This window comes from Brevibacillus sp. B_LB10_24, from assembly GCF_046036945.1.
Lineage (GTDB): Bacteria > Bacillota > Bacilli > Brevibacillales > Brevibacillaceae > Brevibacillus_C.
This window is the reverse complement of sequence record NZ_JBJQOQ010000001.1, coordinates 464,136-481,728: the sequence shown is the minus strand read 5'-3', so window position 1 is coordinate 481,728 and position 17,593 is coordinate 464,136. Positions and strand designations below refer to the sequence as shown.

General features: G+C 51.1%; 19 protein-coding genes, 2 tRNA genes and 1 pseudogene. 5 read left to right on the top strand and 17 right to left on the bottom strand.

The features are described 5' to 3' along the window. Positions 1-54 precede the first annotated feature (54 nt). From ACI7RC_RS02440 to ACI7RC_RS02425, 4 genes are all read right to left on the bottom strand, one after another. Positions 55-1,950: an FtsX-like permease family protein gene (locus tag ACI7RC_RS02440; RefSeq protein WP_408106611.1), complete on the bottom strand. Its 1,896-nt coding sequence runs from the start codon at positions 1,948-1,950 to the stop codon at positions 55-57. 241 nt (positions 1,951-2,191) lie between these two features. Beyond that, complete coding sequence (locus ACI7RC_RS02435) at positions 2,192-2,743, bottom strand: DJ-1/PfpI family protein (protein ID WP_408106610.1); 552 nt, start codon at positions 2,741-2,743, stop codon at positions 2,192-2,194. Positions 2,744-2,879: 136 nt separating this feature from the next. After that, positions 2,880-2,955 (bottom strand) — tRNA-Thr (locus ACI7RC_RS02430). A gap of 6 nt (positions 2,956-2,961) precedes the next feature. Further along, positions 2,962-3,054, bottom strand: a tRNA-Ser gene (locus ACI7RC_RS02425). Positions 3,055-3,178: 124 nt separating this feature from the next. Here ACI7RC_RS02425 and ACI7RC_RS02420 point away from each other — a divergent pair. Together ACI7RC_RS02420 and ACI7RC_RS02415 are read left to right on the top strand one after the other, a co-directional pair. Then, positions 3,179-3,310: a hypothetical protein gene (locus ACI7RC_RS02420; RefSeq protein ID WP_408106609.1), complete on the top strand. Its 132-nt coding sequence runs from the start codon at positions 3,179-3,181 to the stop codon at positions 3,308-3,310. A gap of 131 nt (positions 3,311-3,441) precedes the next feature. Continuing rightward, positions 3,442-3,744: a HesB/IscA family protein gene (locus ACI7RC_RS02415; protein WP_408106608.1), complete on the top strand. Its 303-nt coding sequence runs from the start codon at positions 3,442-3,444 to the stop codon at positions 3,742-3,744. Positions 3,745-3,837: 93 nt separating this feature from the next. Here the strand turns inward: ACI7RC_RS02415 and ACI7RC_RS02410 are convergent, their stop codons facing one another. Genes ACI7RC_RS02410 through ahlS form a run of 3 tightly spaced genes read right to left on the bottom strand, consistent with a single transcriptional unit; the run spans position 3,838 to position 7,275 of the window. Next, positions 3,838-5,286, bottom strand: a complete 1,449-nt coding sequence (locus ACI7RC_RS02410; protein ID WP_408106607.1) for an aldehyde dehydrogenase family protein — start codon at positions 5,284-5,286, stop codon at positions 3,838-3,840. Positions 5,287-5,330: 44 nt separating this feature from the next. Further along, positions 5,331-6,416, bottom strand: coding sequence for a zinc-binding dehydrogenase (locus ACI7RC_RS02405; RefSeq protein ID WP_408106606.1), 1,086 nt, complete (start codon positions 6,414-6,416; stop codon positions 5,331-5,333). 25 nt (positions 6,417-6,441) lie between these two features. Continuing rightward, positions 6,442-7,275 (bottom strand): AhlS family quorum-quenching N-acyl homoserine lactonase, encoded by an 834-nt coding sequence (gene ahlS / locus ACI7RC_RS02400; protein WP_408106605.1) that lies wholly within the window; start codon positions 7,273-7,275, stop codon positions 6,442-6,444. A gap of 286 nt (positions 7,276-7,561) precedes the next feature. Between ahlS and ACI7RC_RS02395 the strand changes: the two genes are divergently transcribed. Then, on the top strand, positions 7,562-7,840 hold the full coding sequence (locus ACI7RC_RS02395; protein ID WP_408106604.1) for a hypothetical protein: 279 nt from the start codon (positions 7,562-7,564) through the stop codon (positions 7,838-7,840). An 18-nt stretch (positions 7,841-7,858) separates the two neighbouring features. On the opposite strand, the gene ACI7RC_RS02390 is transcribed toward ACI7RC_RS02395, so the two are convergent. The 3 genes from ACI7RC_RS02390 to yneA all read right to left on the bottom strand — a co-directional run bounded on the left by ACI7RC_RS02390 (position 7,859) and on the right by yneA (position 10,768). Continuing rightward, a complete protein-coding gene (locus ACI7RC_RS02390) occupies positions 7,859-10,078 on the bottom strand; it encodes a HelD family protein (protein WP_408106603.1) in 2,220 nt (739 codons plus the stop codon). Between the two features lie 135 nt (positions 10,079-10,213). Further along, positions 10,214-10,402, bottom strand: a complete 189-nt coding sequence (locus ACI7RC_RS02385; protein WP_408106602.1) for a DUF896 domain-containing protein — start codon at positions 10,400-10,402, stop codon at positions 10,214-10,216. A 57-nt stretch (positions 10,403-10,459) separates the two neighbouring features. Continuing rightward, the gene (gene yneA, locus ACI7RC_RS02380; protein ID WP_408106601.1) at positions 10,460-10,768 is read right to left on the bottom strand and encodes a cell division suppressor protein YneA; all 309 of its coding nucleotides are present in this window, start codon (positions 10,766-10,768) and stop codon (positions 10,460-10,462) included. A gap of 153 nt (positions 10,769-10,921) precedes the next feature. On the opposite strand from yneA, the gene lexA reads away from it, so the two are divergent. After that, a complete protein-coding gene (lexA, locus tag ACI7RC_RS02375; protein ID WP_408106600.1) occupies positions 10,922-11,545 on the top strand; it encodes a transcriptional repressor LexA in 624 nt (207 codons plus the stop codon). A 115-nt stretch (positions 11,546-11,660) separates the two neighbouring features. On the opposite strand, the gene ACI7RC_RS02370 is transcribed toward lexA, so the two are convergent. From ACI7RC_RS02370 to ACI7RC_RS02345, 6 genes and pseudogenes are all read right to left on the bottom strand, one after another. After that, the gene (locus ACI7RC_RS02370; protein WP_408106599.1) at positions 11,661-12,146 is read right to left on the bottom strand and encodes a DUF456 domain-containing protein; all 486 of its coding nucleotides are present in this window, start codon (positions 12,144-12,146) and stop codon (positions 11,661-11,663) included. Between the two features lie 191 nt (positions 12,147-12,337). Then, a pseudogene (gene arsC / locus ACI7RC_RS02365) lies at positions 12,338-12,736 on the bottom strand (arsenate reductase (thioredoxin)); the annotation flags it as partial. A 21-nt stretch (positions 12,737-12,757) separates the two neighbouring features. Continuing rightward, positions 12,758-13,801: an ACR3 family arsenite efflux transporter gene (arsB, locus tag ACI7RC_RS02360; RefSeq protein WP_408106598.1), complete on the bottom strand. Its 1,044-nt coding sequence runs from the start codon at positions 13,799-13,801 to the stop codon at positions 12,758-12,760. 18 nt (positions 13,802-13,819) lie between these two features. Then, positions 13,820-14,260, bottom strand: a complete 441-nt coding sequence (locus ACI7RC_RS02355) for an ArsI/CadI family heavy metal resistance metalloenzyme (protein WP_408106597.1) — start codon at positions 14,258-14,260, stop codon at positions 13,820-13,822. A 64-nt stretch (positions 14,261-14,324) separates the two neighbouring features. After that, on the bottom strand, positions 14,325-14,639 hold the full coding sequence (gene arsR / locus ACI7RC_RS02350; RefSeq protein WP_408106596.1) for an arsenical resistance operon transcriptional regulator ArsR: 315 nt from the start codon (positions 14,637-14,639) through the stop codon (positions 14,325-14,327). Positions 14,640-14,650: 11 nt separating this feature from the next. Next, positions 14,651-14,992, bottom strand: a complete 342-nt coding sequence (locus ACI7RC_RS02345) for a hypothetical protein (RefSeq protein WP_408106595.1) — start codon at positions 14,990-14,992, stop codon at positions 14,651-14,653. A 345-nt stretch (positions 14,993-15,337) separates the two neighbouring features. On the opposite strand from ACI7RC_RS02345, the gene ACI7RC_RS02340 reads away from it, so the two are divergent. Further along, entirely contained in the window at positions 15,338-16,126 is a 789-nt protein-coding gene (locus tag ACI7RC_RS02340) for a YheC/YheD family protein (RefSeq protein WP_408106594.1), read from the top strand. Between the two features lie 111 nt (positions 16,127-16,237). Here the strand turns inward: ACI7RC_RS02340 and glnA are convergent, their stop codons facing one another. Further along, complete coding sequence (glnA, locus tag ACI7RC_RS02335; RefSeq protein ID WP_408106593.1) at positions 16,238-17,572, bottom strand: type I glutamate--ammonia ligase; 1,335 nt, start codon at positions 17,570-17,572, stop codon at positions 16,238-16,240. Positions 17,573-17,593: the final 21 nt, after the last annotated feature.

Sequence of the window (17,593 nt, the reverse complement as noted above, 5' to 3'; positions counted from 1 at the left end):
TTGCTCCATTTTTCATCACATTCCCTTTCTTCCCAACGGTTCACAAAGGCTTTATCAATAGACCGCTTCCTTGATCTGCCGCAAATACATCGACCGAACAAACAGGAAATAGATGATTTGCACCAGGAAGAAGCTGCCCAAAACGATTGCGGATGACGTGAACACGGTGTACTGGAGAAGGTTGTGCAGTGCGACGAATGCGACTGAGCTGTGAATCACCGCCACGATCGTCGGTACGAAGAACAGCAGCAGCATCTGAGTTGTAATCACCTTGTCCAGTTCGCGCTCGGTAAGGCCAATCTTGACCAGCGCCCGGAACTGCCGTTTATCGCGCTCCAGATCGGTGTAGAGACGGAAGTAGAGAAAGCTTCCCGCCGCAACAAAGAAGATGACACCGACGAACAAACCGACGAACAGAACGGCACCGAATGTCTGATTCACTAGCAACAGAACAGAAGCCAATGCGAAGAAGGTGTATGCGTCATCGTAGCCGATCGCCTCTTCGAGCTTCATGCCAATTTCGGCCGTATCTGACAGGTGATCTACTTGAAAGCCAAAGAACGTCTCTTTTTTCCCGGATGCAGACGCCTCGTTGTAAAATTGGTCGGAGACAACAAGTCCGGTCGCCCGCGGGCTTAAGGCTTTGATCACATTTTTTTCGACGGTACCTGTCGTTTGCACGGACAAACCGCTTTCCTTTAATTTGATCGTCTCACGGGCCGGCTGCTGTCCTGCCGCTCCCCCCAGCTCCTGTGCTGCCGGCAGCCTCAGGGCTTCGCTTCCCTTTACCTCTGCCGTCGGATACCCCAATGTCCGGGCCAGCCGATTGTAGTCGGATAATCGCAACAGTGTGACATCACGACCAGATGTTTCATTCGTCTGGTGGTTCATGACTGCCTGTACCTCTTCGTACTGGATGTGTTGTTCGGCCAGTTCTTTTTCGATCAGTGACACGTGTTTTGCTTCCTGCGGGTTTCCTGCCTCCGACAAATAGCTAATCGCAAACGGGTTCGATTCTGTCTGCACCTCGATGATCATGTTCTTGAATCCCGCCAGTGACCCGATGGCGCAAAAGGCCACGGTGGAGACAATCGAAACCAGGAAAAACATGCGGGCGTTGTCCTTCATGCGGAAAGCCAGATCGGACAAACTGAGCAGGTTGGTCTTATGCCAGTAGAACAGGCGATTTCGCTTCAGCATTCGGATGACAAATACGTTGAGCTGAGTAAACATAAAGTACGTCCCGAGAATGACGATCACGATGACGGGTATCATGGCGATAACCACTTGCACCTGCTGGACCAAGAAGGAGATGACATACCCTGTCAGGATGAGCACAGCAGCCAGCAAGGACAACAGGACAGACGCCTTCGGCTCGCTCTTCGGCTTGCTTCCGCCCTTCAAAAGCTCGATCAGCTTGCTTCCGCGAACGAACACTGCAGTAAACACCGAGATAAACAGAAAAAGAGCGGTAAACGAGATGGACGTAATCAGTACGGCAGTCCATGACAGGTAAAACGGCAGAGCTTCTGTCTTCAGCACATAGGCCGCAGCCAACAGGAACAGCTTGGAGAAGATCAGGCCGACTCCGATCCCGGTAGCGATCGCTGTGAGTCCGATGATCATATTTTCCAAAAAGATGAGCCGCTTCAACTGGGCCGACGACATTCCGTGCATCATGAGAATCCCGAATTCTTTTTTTCGCGACTGCAAAAAAGCGCTCATGGAGTAAAACACAAAGAAAATGGAAAACAGGTAGATGATGTATTCCGATATCCCCATGACCGTTGTGGTCGTTCCCCCAATCTCCTCCCGCTGCAGCCCCGGGTGAAACACGAACATGGCAAAGATAAAAAATATCATGACTGAAAACGCGCTGCTGAAAAAGAATGCCGCGTATGTACGCTTGTTGCGCGTGACGTTGCGCAGCGCGAATTGGCTAAAGGTCATCACATATTCCTCCTGACACCCAAATTGATTTCGCCGTTGATATGATCAGCATGACTTTATTGTAATGAGAAGGCGGATCGATTCCCATCGAATAACCTTACAGCTACCTTACATATTTGTAAGCTTGCGCAAAAAAACACACAAGAAAAATCCCTTTCGAAAAATAGCCGCCACTTGCAGACGGCCGTTTTTCAAAAGGGATCGTTTGATTGTCTGTCTTTTACATTTATGGACGGTTTTATTATCCGAGCAGGCGGATAAACTCGCGCATGAAACCAGGCAGATCAGGCCAAGCATGCCCGGAAACCAGCTTGCCGTGAACGTGCAGAGTCTCCGTCTTGTACACGGCGCCGCACGCTTCGACATCGGGACGGCAGGCTTGGTAAGCCGTCATCTCCCTGCCCTCCAGGTGCTCTTTGACCAACGCCAGCACCTGTGAACCGTGGCAGATCGCGGCAACAGGCTTGTCCGCCTCAAAGAAATGGGCGACGATCGGCTTCAGGTGCGGATTCAAACGGATGTACTCCGGAGCCCGCCCTCCGGGGATGATCAAGCCGTCAAACTCTTCCGGACGGACATCTTCGAATGCGGTATGTGAAGGAAGCTGGTAGGCAGGTTTTTCTGTGTAGGTCTCGCTGTGGGCCTCGAAATCGTGACAAACCGTGTGGAGGGTCTTCTTGGTCGGCGAAGCGATCACCGTTTCAAAACCTTCCTCCAGACAGCGGTAATACGGATAAAAAACTTCTAGTGCCTCGACCGCATCACCAGTGACAATCAACACCTTTTTACTCATCCAAAGGCCTCCTCTTGTGTTTCAGTATTTGAATCCATGTTACCCATTTTCTCTGTCCAAAGCCGAATTCCTGCACGGTTTCCTGGACGAAAAAAAGACACCTGAAACAGGTGCCGCATTGAAAGTTTTGAAGAAGTGGTGCCGGCGATAGGACTTGAACCCACAACCCCCTGATTACAAGTCAGGTGCTCTACCAATTGAGCTACACCGGCAGAAACTGGCGGATGGGGTGGGATTTGAACCCACGAGGCGAGTTATCCCCGCCTACACGATTTCCAATCGTGCTCCTTCGGCCTCTCGGACACCCATCCAGTTACGGAAACGACAAGATTTAGTCTACTATGTTTGATTCTGAAAATCAAGATACTTTTTTGAGAATTCTCGGGATGATTTCTAGCATTCTGGGTAAAATGTTGTCTGAAAGGAGGATGAGTAATGGATCCCAACCGATATGTCGAGATTTCGGACATGCCCATGTACGACCTCTACGAGCTGTCTTATCCCCTCCGTGATGAGGAAATGTACCGGGACGAGATGATTTGGACCGACCCGACAGAGTTGAACTAAACGCCGGCGGCGCGGTCTTTTGCGCCGCTTCGCTTTTTATGGAACTTGTGCGAAAAGGACCTGGCAGTGGCGCAAAGCCGGACAACTTTGATATGATAGAGTGAAGTCATATTCACGAGGAGAATGTTCGCATGAAATGCAAGATTACGCGCAATGCGGCCAAGAAGCTGAACGAGGTGCTGGAACAAGAAGAAGACAAGACGCTGAAGCTGCGCGTCTACGTCACTCATAAACACGGAAGTCACGCCCATTACGGAATGGCGCTGGACGTTCCCACCGAGAACGATTTGGTCGTATCGACTGATAAAGGAATTGACCTCATTCTACAGAAGGACGAAGAGCTGCTGGACGGCGTGGTCGTCGATTACCTGTACATGCCGGAAGAGGGCTACGTCATCTCCAACCCGAGCAAAGGAAACCACGGGGATCACTAGACAAAACGCCGCAAGGCCATTCCCTGGCGCAAGATGTCGTATCCAATCAAGGACAGCCACGCTTCCTTGATTGGATACTTTTCGTTTTGCCGCCTACAAGCTGATCTTAATGGCGATATTCTTGACTTGCGTATAGTACTTCAACGCCTCCAGCCCCTTCTCCCGGCCAAAGCCGCTCTTGCGGTATCCTCCAAAGGTCATCTCTACGCCGCCGCCGGCACCGTAGTTGTTGACGAATACCTGCCCCGCTCGGAGCCGCGATGCCAGCCAGTGCGCCTTGTGAATGTGATTGGTCCAGATTCCCGCCACCAGTCCGTACTCTGTGCCGTTGGCGATCGCCAGTGCCTCCTCAATGGTGTCAAACGGCAGGACGACCAGCACTGGTCCGAATATCTCCTCTTGGGCCAGCGGACTCGCTGCCGATACATGCTCCACGACAGTTGGTTCAAAGAAGAAGCCCGCACCCGCTGACGGGCAGCGCCGGCCGCCGATGCGAATCTCCGCCCCTTCCGTCTGGGCGAGACGCATGTACGATTCGATCCGCTCCAACTGTTTTTGCGAAATAATCGGTCCCACATCGGGGTTATCCAGTCCCGGACCGATGCGCAGCTGTTTCATTTTTTCCGTCACCAGCGCGACGAATTCTTCGCGGATCGGCCGTTCGACCAGCAACCGCGAACCTGCCGAGCACGTCTGCCCCGCATTCTGTACGATCGACCGGACCACCCACTGAGCCGCTTCATCCACATTGGCATCCGCAAAGACAATGTTGGGAGACTTCCCGCCTAATTCCAGAGTGACAGGCTTGATGTTCTCAGCCGCAGCCTTCATCACCGCAGTCCCGGTAGCGACCGATCCGGTAAACGTAATGTGGTCGATGTCCGGATGAACTGCCAATGGCGCTCCTGCCTCTGTCCCAAAGCCGGTGACGACATTAACCACTCCGGCTGGTACGCCAGCCGCTTCCGCGATCTGCGCCAGCTTCAACGCGGTGATCGGGGTGTCCTCCGCCGGTTTGATGACCATCGTATTCCCCGCTGCCAGAGCCGGAGCGAGGCTGCGCGCGGCGATTTGGATCGGGTAGTTCCAGGGGACGATATGAGCAGTGACGCCAAGCGGCTCCCGGACGGTATAATCCAGGACGTCGGAACGAACGGGAATCGTCTCCCCGAGGATTTTGTCGGCTACCCCCGCGTAGTACTCGCAGTAGCGGGCCGCCACTTCCACATCTGTTTGGGCCTGGGCCAGCGGTTTTCCCGTGTCGAGCGATTCCAGGCGGGCAAGCTCGGCCTGCTGCTCGCGGATGAGCTGTGCCATCCTGTACAGCATCCGCCCCCGTTCCGCAGGCAGCATCTCCTGCCAGTCCCGTGATTCAAACGCGTTCCTCGCCGCCTTGACGGCCCGGTCAATATCCTCGCTTCCCCCTCGCGGAACCTCGGCAAGCGGTTGGGTCGATGCCGGGTCAATCGAGAAAAACGTCTCCTGCGAAATGCTTTCTGTCCACTCTCCGCCGATGTACATCTGCATGCGTTTCACTGTCATCAATCTCTCCCTCCGACTGCTTCATTGCCATGTTCTCTGGCCCTCTAATTGACGATGATGGACGCTCTCGTAATCTCCCGGCTGGCTGATTTGTCCAGGGCAACGCCGATTTCTTCCAAGTGGAAATCGGCGTCAAGCATCTCTGCGAACGGGTATTTCCCGATCGTTTTGGAGAGGAACGCCAGTGACTTGTTCAAGTACCAGGGGTCATACCGGATGACCGGAATGATCTGAATCGACTTGCGAGTCATCAGTCCAGGGTCAAAGGGGGCCAATTGTCCCGGTGAGATATTGCCGATGCTGACGTACCTCCCGCCCATTCTAAGCAGGTGGATGCCCTCGAGGAACGCTGCCGGCACCCCGGTCAGTTCCATCGCGACATCTGCGCCTTTGCCTCCCGTGATTTCGTTGACGGCGTTCACCCGCTTCTCCAGCGTATCGCATTCCTGCAGATTGATCAGATAATCGGCGCCAAACGCCCGCGCTTTTTCCAAACGGCTTTGTACAGCATCGATGACGATGACGGTCGCGCCAAACTCTTTTGCCAGCGCGCAGGCGTTCAGCCCAAGACCTCCTGCCCCCTGGACTACCACGGCGTCCCCGTAGTGAACGTACGCCTTCTCTAGTCCGTAATACACCTGGGAGAGCGCGCAGTTGGCGCTGGCGGCCGCGGCATCCGGCACATTTTCCGGCACCTTGTAAAAATACTGGTCAGGGTGAATGTAGTAATGGGTGGCAAACGAACCGTGAAAATGAGGCGCTTCCTCAGCATCCTTGGTCCAGTACTTGTACGCGTTCTCGCAAAGGTGGAACTGACCCTGCTGACAGGGCCGGCATCTTCGGCAGGTCAAAAAGTACGCAGCGGCGATGCGGTCGCCCACCTTCACCGGATTGCCGGCGTAGTCGGTTTCCACCCCTGCTCCCAGCCTCTCGATTCGTCCCACCATCTCGTGGCCCATTACTCCGGACTTCTTGGTGGGATGGTGCCCCTGCCAGATGTGAAGCTCCGAACCGCAGACATTGGTGCGAACCACTTTGACCAGCACGCTGCCAGGACCGGCCTCCGGCAATTCGTACTCGGCAAACTCAAGTCTCCCCGGCTCCGTCATGATCGCTACTTTTCCTCTCATTTCTTTCCCTCCCCGCTGCTCGTTCTTATTCGTAGTATCCTTCCGTCGACTTGATAAACTGTTGGAACTGTTCGCCGTCGTGGCCAAACCAAACCTGTGAATTGGTCCTGGCGGCATACGCTTTAATCCGCTCCACGGTATTCACAAAGCCGATTGAGTCGTAGATGATGCCGGGTATTTTCACCGGCGGACCGTAGTTTTGCGCCGAATAGACCGCATCAGAGGCAAGGATGATGCCGCCCGCTCCAGGCAATTGAACATGCAGCCCCAAGAGGCCCCAGGCGTGGCCGGCGCCAAAGTTGAGGATCTTCACGCCGTCTGCCAGCGGCACCTCGTCTTCTCCCGGCTTGATCGGATGCCAGTTTAGGCCGTTTTTTACCCAGGCGTCGATGTCAGCCCAGACGTAGGCGCCCATGTCCTTGTTGATCGCGTACGTTTTCATCGTGTTGGCCAGTTCTGTCTCATGAACGATGATGGTCGCATTCGTAAACATTTCCAGACATCCTGCATGGTCGAGGTGCAAGTGCGAGGCGACCACGTACCTGATATCCTCCGGGCGTACCCGCAGCTGTTCCAAACGGTTGATCAGATAGCATTCTTCCGAAGCGTAGTAGGGGAACAATTGCTGCACACCTTGCGGCCAGCGGCCCTGCTCGCCCATCCCCTCCGGATTGCAGCCGGTGTCAAAGAGAATTTTTCCTTCCGGGTGATCGATCAAGACAGCGTAGACGGGAAACTCGACAAACTCGGCCGGGGTGTTGGGGTCGAGCACTGAAGCCGGTTTGTGCATCGCCACCATAAACCCTTTATCCATTTTCATCCTGCCGGTATCCAGCACGTACAGTTTCGGTGTTGCCATCGCCGCACTACCTCCCTGAATTCATATTTTGCCGACACAGACCCATCTGTCTGATTCGACATGCAGATCCTTTTTTTAGAAGATCCCCCCTGACGTGTTTCACAACGTAAATAGCAAGCTGCGAGCCAAAAAAACCAAAGCGAAAAAACCCGGATACAGCGATAGAATTCGAAATATTGTGTATAATCGCACCAACAAGGAGACTCGTACCGCAAGAGTCGCGATGCGCTGCCGTACCGGCTGGTGTGTCCTACACCACTACTCTATGAGGAAAGGAGAGGTGATTATGAGCAAAGGTTCCATGTCCTGCCCCCGCCCGATCAAGCTGGTCATCCCGAAGGTGTCCCTTCCCGACGTCCTGACACCTGTTCCTGCGGCAGGACATGAAGAAACCCGGCGGAGCGCCGGGCTGAAAGAACGGCTCAGGCTGACGGAGCAACAACTGATCTACGAAGAACTGCAGCGGCATCCCAGTGTCCGTCAGGCGGCTGCCTCGCTGAAGATCGACCACTCCACACTGCTTCGCAAGTTGAAGAAAATGCCCCGGGAGCCTTTAGGTTCATAAAGGAAAAGGAGTATGAGGTTACACCAGGCCGGCCAGCAGCGGCGTCGGGCTCTGGACGGCATAGAGAAGCAACCGGTGCACCGGGCGTGTCATCACGACGTACATTAGCTTGGCATCCTGTTCATTTAGCCCGTAGTGAGCTTCATCTGCATCGAGCAAAATGACGACGTCAAATTGCAGCCCTTTGGTCAGATAAGCGGGAAGAATCGTCACTCCCCCGGGGTATTCTGCATCTTTGTAGCTTAAAAGCTGTACTCCCTCAAGATGAGGCTGCAAAGCTTTCAAGGCTTTTTTTCCTTCTGAAACGGTTTTCGTGACGATCGCAATCGAGGAGTACCCCTCGCTTTGGTATTGACCAACCTGCTGAACCACATCGCCGAACACCTCGGACTGCGTATGGGGACGCAAGAACACAGGCTTCTCTCCGTGGCGCAGAACGGGCTTGGCGAAGGTGATGCCGCTGATCTGGCCGCGCTCCAGGACGTGGTTGGCCCAGTGCATAATCTCTACGGTGGAGCGGTAGCTCTGTTCCAGGGTGTAGTATTCCTGTGGTTGTCCGGCAAACAGCCCGTCGGTCAGCTCCGTCCAGCTTTGCATGCCGCGGTACGAATGGATGCCCTGGGCCATATCGCCGACGACCGTGACCGAGCTTTGCTTGGTCATCAACGTAATTAGTGCAATTTCCAGCGCACTTAGGTCCTGTGCTTCGTCAACAACCGCGTGGTCAAACCGTCCCAGCTTGTCCAGCCCCTCGAACAGGTGTTTGAGGTACAGCAGGGGAGCCAAGTCCTCCGCTTCCAGCCGCTCCTTGGCAAAAATCTCCGCAGAAGTCTGCGTGACGGACTTCACCGTCTCTTCACTGACCGATACGGGAACTGACTGGCGAAGGCTGACCGGATCGGACATTAATTTGATGTAGGCAGGAAAGAACGCAAAGCTCGGCCACTGTTCGAAATAACCTTGAACGATCTGCTCTAACTGGGATTCAAACCTGGTGAGCGCCCTTTTGTCCAAATCGATCTTATGTTCTCGCATATAGGCGAAAAACTGCTTGTTCATCTGTTGTTTGAGGTGCTTGTAGAGGGTGTCGACCCGCTCTTTAAGCGGCTGTTGTCTGTACTCTTCCACGAACAAACGGCGGATTTCGCTTCCCGGAATCTCGAAGACCTGCATCGTCTTTTTGTACGCGAAGCGGAGCGATTTAAACCGGATCTCTTCCTCGACAAGCTTCTTTACATAGGTTTCCATGGTTTGACGACAGGCGAGCGAACCCTTGAACCCCATCCGCTGCCGGGCCGCTTCCGCCTGTTCCGGCGAGACCCCCGGCTCAAAAAACACCAACTGGGACCGCGACGGATCATAGATCCGCCACCCCTTGGGAAAGTCCTTCTTCAGCAGTTTTACCGCCCAGTCAAAAAAAGTGGTCTGCTGGACGTCTTCTACCCCCAATTCCGGGAGGACATCGGATATGTAATGCAAGAAAAGCCGGTTGGGAGCAAATACCATAAACTTCTTCGATGACATGACGTGATGGTAGTTGTAAATCAAATACGACAGGCGGTGCAGGGCGATCGTCGTCTTGCCGCTGCCGGCTACCCCCTGGACCACGACAGGCTGGTTTTTTTCCGCGCGTATGATGCTGTTCTGCTCCGATTGTATGGTGGCGACAATGTCCTTCAAACGGTTGTCATTTGTCTGATTGAGATGGGAAGCGAGAAATTCGTCGATATACCCCTCGTCGAGGAACTCGTCCGGCGCCCCTGCTTCCCGGTTGATCGTTTCTTTTAGCGCTCCGTCGTAAATTCCCTTGATCTTCCCGTCTTCAATCGCGAAGTTGCGCTTTAGCGTTACTTCCCCCCTGACGATTCCTTGCGGGGTGCGGTAGGAAGCCTGTTTGCTCTCGCCGCTGTAATACAAGCTGGCGATCGGAGCGCGCCAATCGACCACGACGGATTGAAAGGAATCGCTCTTGACGATCCCCCGCTTTCCGATATACACCTGATCTCGTTCAAACGTTTCATCCCGGGTGAAATCGATGCGGCCGAAATACGGCTTTAGCCGTGCCTGTTCCAAATAGCGGAGCTCTTTAGACTGAGCGGCAAGCACGACCTGCTTGACGTAATCGTCCGTTGCTTCCCTCAGCCCCTCGCGCAGATCGTCTATTTCTTTATCGATGACAGCGATCGTCTCGTCCAAGTGCATTTGTTCGTCCTGAAAGGCCGGATGGCGGACTGTCACGGTACCTCCTCCTTACACGGCAAAGTTTCCTTTTTATGGTATCAAATTGAGCGGGGCAGCGGCAAATACATCTTTATGGACGGCAAATCCCCTCATCCCGAGTGCATGTACCGGAATGAGGGGGTCTGCCGTAAGTCAATGCTTTATATCGTTCTCATCCACAAAGCGGATGGAGTCCAAATTGGCCTTCAATGATGAGCGTACTGCAGCGATGTACTTCTGCCGAAGCCGCTGTTGTTCCTGTTTTTCCTCGTCGCTTAGTCCTGATTCCTTCGACTTTTTCGCCAACTCGTTAATCCTTTTGATCTCCGCGTCAGTAACCACATCTTTCCCTCCATCTCAGCATCGTCTGTCTATTATAACACACGAATGCCCATTCGTTTACTTTTGTAGGGGAATGATCAGCGTCTGCCCGGGATAGATCGTCGGATCCTCCAGATGGTTGACTTCTTTAAGCAATTGGACGTAATCCCGGATGTCCGCTTTATCCGGGTCGCGGTACTCGGCTGCCAGCTTCCAGAGGCTGTCGCCCTGCTGTACGGTCACTTCCATCCGAATGGCCGCCTGCGGCTCAGAAGCAAAGACAAGACCGCTTAATATGTAAAGGATAAAACAGAAGGTAAACATCATCAATAAGGCTTGTCCGCGCCTAATTCCCAATCGACCCTTGCTTTTATGTACAGTGTTCATCGTAAACAACACCCCACAAACATTTGTTCTGTATTTGTCTTTATCATAATGCGAACATGTGTTCATGTCAACAAAAAAATCGAACTTATGTTTGTCGAACGCAAGATCCCATGGTATAATGTAGAAAAAGATCAGGGAATTGAGGTGTCACTTGTGTCCAAGCTATCCCAACGTCAGCAGGCAATTATCGACTTTATCCGCAAAGAAGTAAAGGACAAGGGCTACCCTCCATCTGTGCGCGAGATCGGTGAAGCCGTCGGGCTGGCTTCCAGTTCCACGGTTCACGGCCACTTGGAACGACTGGAAAAGAAGGGGCTGATCCGCCGCGATCCGACCAAGCCCCGGGCGATCGAGCTGCTGCAGGAAGGCAGCCGCTTCCAGGAAGAGTTCGAACAGCCTGTCGTGCGGGTTCCGGTCGTCGGTAAAGTAACAGCGGGCCAACCCATTACGGCAATCGAAGATGTGGAAGACTACTTCCCCCTGCCAGAACATATCGTTTCGTCCGACAAAGTCTTCATGCTGCGCGTATCCGGAGACAGCATGATTGAAGCGGGCATTCTGGACGGCGACTACGTCATCGTCCGCCAACAGAGCGTAGCCGACAACGGCGACATCGTCGTCGCCATGACGGAAGACGACGAAGCGACCGTGAAGCGCTTCTTTAAAGAGAGAACCCACTTCCGCCTCCAACCGGAAAATGCGGCACTCTCCCCGATCATCCTCGACAGCGTGTCGATTCTCGGCAAGGTGATTGGTGTCTATCGCATGATTCATTAATGCAAAAACGTTCTGTCAAAAAGACAAGGGCTGTACCAAAGCGGACAAATCCGCCTCAAGGTACAGCCCTGTTTTGTATGGCTTGCACTTTTTGCCCCTGCTTGCTTTCGACCGGTCAGATCGCGACAAAAAACCAGATGATCATGATGATCTGGACAGCCACCTTCATCACGGCACTGCTGAAAAAGGCGACCAGCGACCCCAGCCCTGCCATCAACGCCCTCTCTGCCGGCTGATTCTGGAAAATCATCTCGATGGCAAAGACGATCAAGAACGGGAATATGACGATGCCAAACGGCGGGAAAAGGAAAATCCCGAGAATGACACCAGCAATCGCCCCTAATGAAGACCACTTGGAACCGCCGTACTTTTTCACGAAGTACATGCTCATCAATATGTCAGCGCCAAAAATCAAAACGCTCAGCACCGCCATTCCCCACCAGAACGAAGCTGGCAAACCCGCCCCCGGCCCGGCGATGGCAAACTGGTACAGCAGAAAACCTCCCCAGAGAAGCAGGGTATCCGGCAAAACTGGCATGAATACACCGGCGATACTGATCACAAACAAGGCAACTACAATGATCCATAACAATATCTCCATCCCGCTGCCTCCTTTCCTAATACTCTCCCCATTTTTACGTACAGGCTGGCATAAAAGTTACAAATTACCCCGATTTATGCGGCAAACGGCGGCAAAACGCAAAAATGCAGCCTGCTGCTGCCATTTGGCAAGGCTGCATTTTTGCTGCTTCCGGCGACAGCCAGCCAGCTCTTTTCTGCCGAAATGTATACTCCCGTTTCTGCAAATTTCTTAATACGGGTTCCAATTTCATCGCGGACTCGTTGAAATTCCGACCATTCTTTTCCCGCAGGATCGTCAAATCCCCAATGGACACGTTTTACATGAGTTGGTGTGGTTGGGCAAATGGAATCTGCATGGTTGCAAAGTGTCACGACCAGATCCGCTTTGTTTAAAATGGCCGGATCAATAACATCTGAAGTTTGATCGGAAATGTCTATTCCTGCTTCTTGCATCGCTCTGATGGCATTCGGATTGACACCATGAGCTTCAATCCCGGCAGATAGTACATTCCACGTGTCACCTAAGTATTTCTTTCCCCATGCTTCTGCCATTTGACTTCGACAAGAATTCCCTGTGCATAAGAAGTAGATCGTTTTTTTGTTTTCCATGATGTACTCACCTTTTCTGCCTCAATTCGGGTATGTGTTGGCAAAATACTTCCGTTTGAACCATAATGCTACCTGTACCAATGCAATCATTACTGGCACTTCAACAAGAGGACCGATGACAGCTGCAAAAGCGGCACCCGAGTGAATCCCAAACACACCGACTGCTACAGCGACTGCCAACTCAAAGTTATTACTGCCTGCTGTAAACGCTAAAGTCGTAGTAACCGGATAGTTAGCGCCAATTTTCTTCCCCATGTAGAAAGAAATAAAGAACATCACGATGAAGTAAATCAGCAGAGGAATCGCAATGCGAACGACGTCTATAGGTACGCTGACGATGCTTTCCCCTTTCATGGAGAACATGACAATGATGGTAAAGAGTAAAGCAATCAATGTGATTGGACTTATTTTGGGAATAAACACGTTTTCATACCAATGCCTGCCTTTTGCTTTTACCAAAGATAAACGAGTCAGCATCCCTGCAAGAAAAGGAATACCCAGGTATATGAACACCGATTTGGCCACTTCTGACATTGTAATCGAAACAATTGCTCCTTGGATGCCAAGCCATTCTGGAATGATGGTGACAAACACATAAGCATATACAGAAAAGAAAAGCATCTGAAACACAGCATTGAATGCGACAAGGCCCGCTGCATATTCTGTATCCCCTTTTGCCAGGTCATTCCAAACAATCACCATGGCAATACAACGCGCCAAGCCAATCATGATCAACCCTATCATATATTCCGGCTTATCTGGCAAGAAAATGATGGCCAGCAAAAACATCAAGATAGGGCCAATCACCCAGTTTTGTATAAGGGACAGGAAAAGAACCTTTCGGTCGTCAAATACACGCCCCATCTCCTCGTAACGAACTTTTGCCAAAGGAGGGTACATCATCAGAATTAAGCCTGTGGCAAGGGGGATGGAAGTTGTGCCAATTTGTAAGCTGTTCAACCCGCTTGTGAAAGCAGGAACAAAAGTTCCGATAATAATTCCTATAGCCATAGCAAGGAAGATCCAGAGGGTCAAGAAACGATCTAGAAATGATAATTGTTTCATCAAATACTCCTTTTTGGTTTAACAGCAAGAAGCTTTGTTACTTTCTGTATTTGCATCTGTACAGCAAGCTGTGGATTCAATTTTATGAACGTCACGATCAGCCTTTGTGTAAAAAAACTCCCATTCATTGCCGTCCGGATCTGTGACCCAAAATTTATCCTGTAAAGCATAACAGCATGTAGTATCCATCTCGTCACGCGTGAAAAAGCCTTCCTTTTCTAGCCTTTCCTTATGAGCAACGATTTCTTCTGCACTTTCAACTTGGAATCCGAAGTGATTAACTTGATTTCCGCTAACGGCGTCCCGAACATTTAATGTAAAGTTAAGTCCCGGGTTTTCCAATAAGAACTTCGCATAATCTGTCTTTACCTTTACAGGTTCCACTCCAAATACTTTCTGGTAGAATTCAATCGATTTCTCCAGATTCGTTACATGAATCCCAACGTGAACATACTTCATTTCTTACTCCTCCCTTAATTTAGATAATATAAATCAAAAAAAATTGATATAAGTTCTAAAAAAATTAGCAACAACTTCCTTTACCTGTTTTCCTGAAGATACAACAAAGCTCTTCCGATAGCAGTTGATTCACTTCGTCATCATTCAAATCGTAATAACTCCATGTACCTTTTGTCTCTTTCATAATCAGGTTGGCGTCCAGCAAAATCTTGAGATGATACGAAAGCTTGGATTGTGGCATATCAAAAACTTCTGTTAGGTCACATACGCACGTTTTTCCTCTTTGGCAAAGCTCATACATAATTTCTAATCGTTTCCGATCGGCGAGAGCTTTGAATTTCTTCTCGTATTGTTCCATCTTTTGTTTGATATCGTTCATTGGAGATGACCTCATTCATCAATTTTTTTTGATAAACTTATTATAAGCACGGTTCCAAGGAAGATGCAATCATTAGCTTTAAGAAGAACCAGCAAGTTTTGCTCAACAAGCGCATTCCGGTGTGTTACCTTCGCCTGCTCCTCTGCTTTTGCGAAACTGAGAGCTGTTTGCTCTGCCTTCTTAACCATTCCAGTTGGTAGATTAACCTGCTTCTCTTCCCTGACTTCCAAAATTACTTTTAGGTGTTTATGCTCTGACCGGGGCTTTATTTCTGAATATAATGCTGGCGAGAATAGAAGGGAGTGAAAATGGAATGGTTTATCCAACACAGGCACCAACATCCCCGCCACCACAGTATATCCCCCCAAAACCGTCCGTTTCCTATATCGTTGATTGTTTGTACCAATACACGTATGTTTGGCTCTTTAATGGTGATCGTTTTTGGTTTTTTCCGACTCGAGTAGAGTACGGTGAAGTTTCAGGCTATAGATGGAACGGTGCGTTCTGGATTTTTTACGGAATTGACCCTAGATTGGTTGATGCTGTATCTTGCTATCCAACCCCTACCCCTTATTAAGGGATGGGGGTTTTTTCCATTTACCTTTATGCCATTTCCACCACAAGTCATTAGCGCATTTTCATATTCGCCATCACTAGAAAAATGAAGCCGAATAATGTAGTGATGGAGGTGAGTTTACATGAAATACATCAGAAGCAAAATGTTGAAAGGGAAACCCTTAATGAATGATCGTGTCCTGTCCCGTCACGTGCCGGCTACCCGTTGGTATCGTGATACCACTCTAATCAGGATGCTCAGGACCTTCCCCGTATTGTATATCAAACCAGATAAAGGGTCTTTGGGAACCGGGATAATCCGTGTTAAGAGGCTCAGCCGCTCCAAAAGCTTGATTTCAATCAATAACTGGTCTAAAAAGTGCCCCAGTAAAAGTCTCGTAACAGAAGTAAAAAAGAGAATGCTTCGCGGGAAAAAATATCTGATCCAACGGGGTATTCCACTAGCTACCTATCATAATAAGCCTTTTGATCTGCGGGTTGTTCTTCAGAAGCCCTCCAACCGGTGGGTACTTACCTGGATGAGTGCCAAGGTCGCACCAAGGGCTCGTTCAGTCGTCACGAATGTGGCAAAAGGGGCCCGAGATGCACGAATAATGGAAGTCCTGCGAGGAGCCGACCAATCATTTCATGTTTCCAGGGTACTGAAGAAGTTAACCGTCGTCTCCTACAAAATCGCTTATAAATTAGGCTCTCGTTTCCCCATTAGAATCGTCGGATTGGATATGGGAATCGATAAAAAAGGGAAGGTATGGTTTATTGAGGCTAACACCAATCCGGACTTTCGCGGGTTGAAGAAGCTTGATCCTGTTCAATACCGAAGATATCTTCGTGCAAAGCGGCAAATAGAAGCGAAGACCCGTAAAAAGATTTCCCCAAAACGTGCCATCCATACTTCTCCCAAGAAAGTTTAATCCCGCCCTTTTTTAGTAATGCAAGCAGTCATGCTAAAGAAAATAAAATTCCCCTTTCACCTACACAAAAGAAAAAACCCTCACACCTACAGGTGCAAGGGCTCCCTCCCATCAATACATCGTCATGTACTGCTCGCGCTCCCAATCGTGTACACGGGTGCGGAACATATCCCATTCGATTTCTTTCGCTTCGATAAAGTGAACCAGTGCATGCTCGCCCAGCGCTTCGCAAATAACCGAATCGTCCTTCAAGCATTCGATCGCTTCTTTCAAGGTCGCCGGCAGATTGGCTACGCCGTTTTCTTCCCGCTCCTGCTCGCTCATCACGTAGATGTTGCGGTCGACGGCTGGAAGCAGCGGGAGTTTGCGCTTGATCCCGTCGAGTCCTGCTTTGAGCATGACGGCCAGCGCCAGATACGGGTTGGCTGCCGGGTCGGGATTGCGGACTTCGATCCGTGTGCTGAGGCCGCGGGAAGCGGGAATCCGCACGAGCGGCGAACGGTTTTTGCCTGACCAGGCCACATAGCAAGGAGCTTCGTAACCAGGCACCAATCGCTTGTAGGAGTTGACCAGCGGATTGGTGATCGCTGCAAACCCGCGGGCGTGAGCCAGGATTCCTGCCAGGTAGTGTTTGGCGGTAGTGCTCAGGCCGTATTCATCCGACTCGTCATAGAACGTGTTTTCGTTACCGGAGAACAGCGACTGGTGTGTATGCATCCCGGAGCCGGCAACGCCGAACAGCGGCTTGGGCATAAAGGTGGCGTGCAGCCCGTGTTGGCGGGCGATCGTCTTGACCACCAGTTTAAAGGTAAGGATTTGATCGGCTGCTTTCAGCGCGTTCGCGTATTTGAAATCGATCTCGTGCTGTCCAGGGGCTACCTCGTGGTGAGAGGCTTCCACCTCAAATCCCATTTTTTCCAGTGTCAGAACGATGTCCCGGCGGCAGTTTTCGCCCAGGTCAAGCGGCGCGAAATCAAAGTATCCGCCCTGGTCGTTCAGATCCAGGCTGGGATCGCCCTTCTCATTTAATTTAAACAGGAAGAATTCAGGTTCGGAGCCTACGTTGAACTTCGTAAAGCCCATATCCTCCGCTTCTTTCATCGCCCGTCTGAGGATGTAGCGCGGATCCCCCTCAAACGGCGTACCATCCGGATTGTAAATGTCACAGATCAGGCGTGCCACCTTCCCGTGATCATTCCCCCAGGGGAAAACGACCCAGGTGTCGAGGTCCGGATAGAGGTACATGTCAGACTCTTCAATGCGGACGAACCCTTCAATCGATGAGCCGTCGAACATCATTTTGTTGTCCAGCGCTTTCGGGAGCTGTGACAGCGGAATTTCTACGTTTTTGATCATCCCCATCAAATCCGTAAATTGCAGGCGAATAAAATTGACGTTTTCTTCTTCTGCCAAGCGCAAAATTTCTTCTTTCGTGTAACGGCTCATGGTTTTTCTCCTCCTGACTGG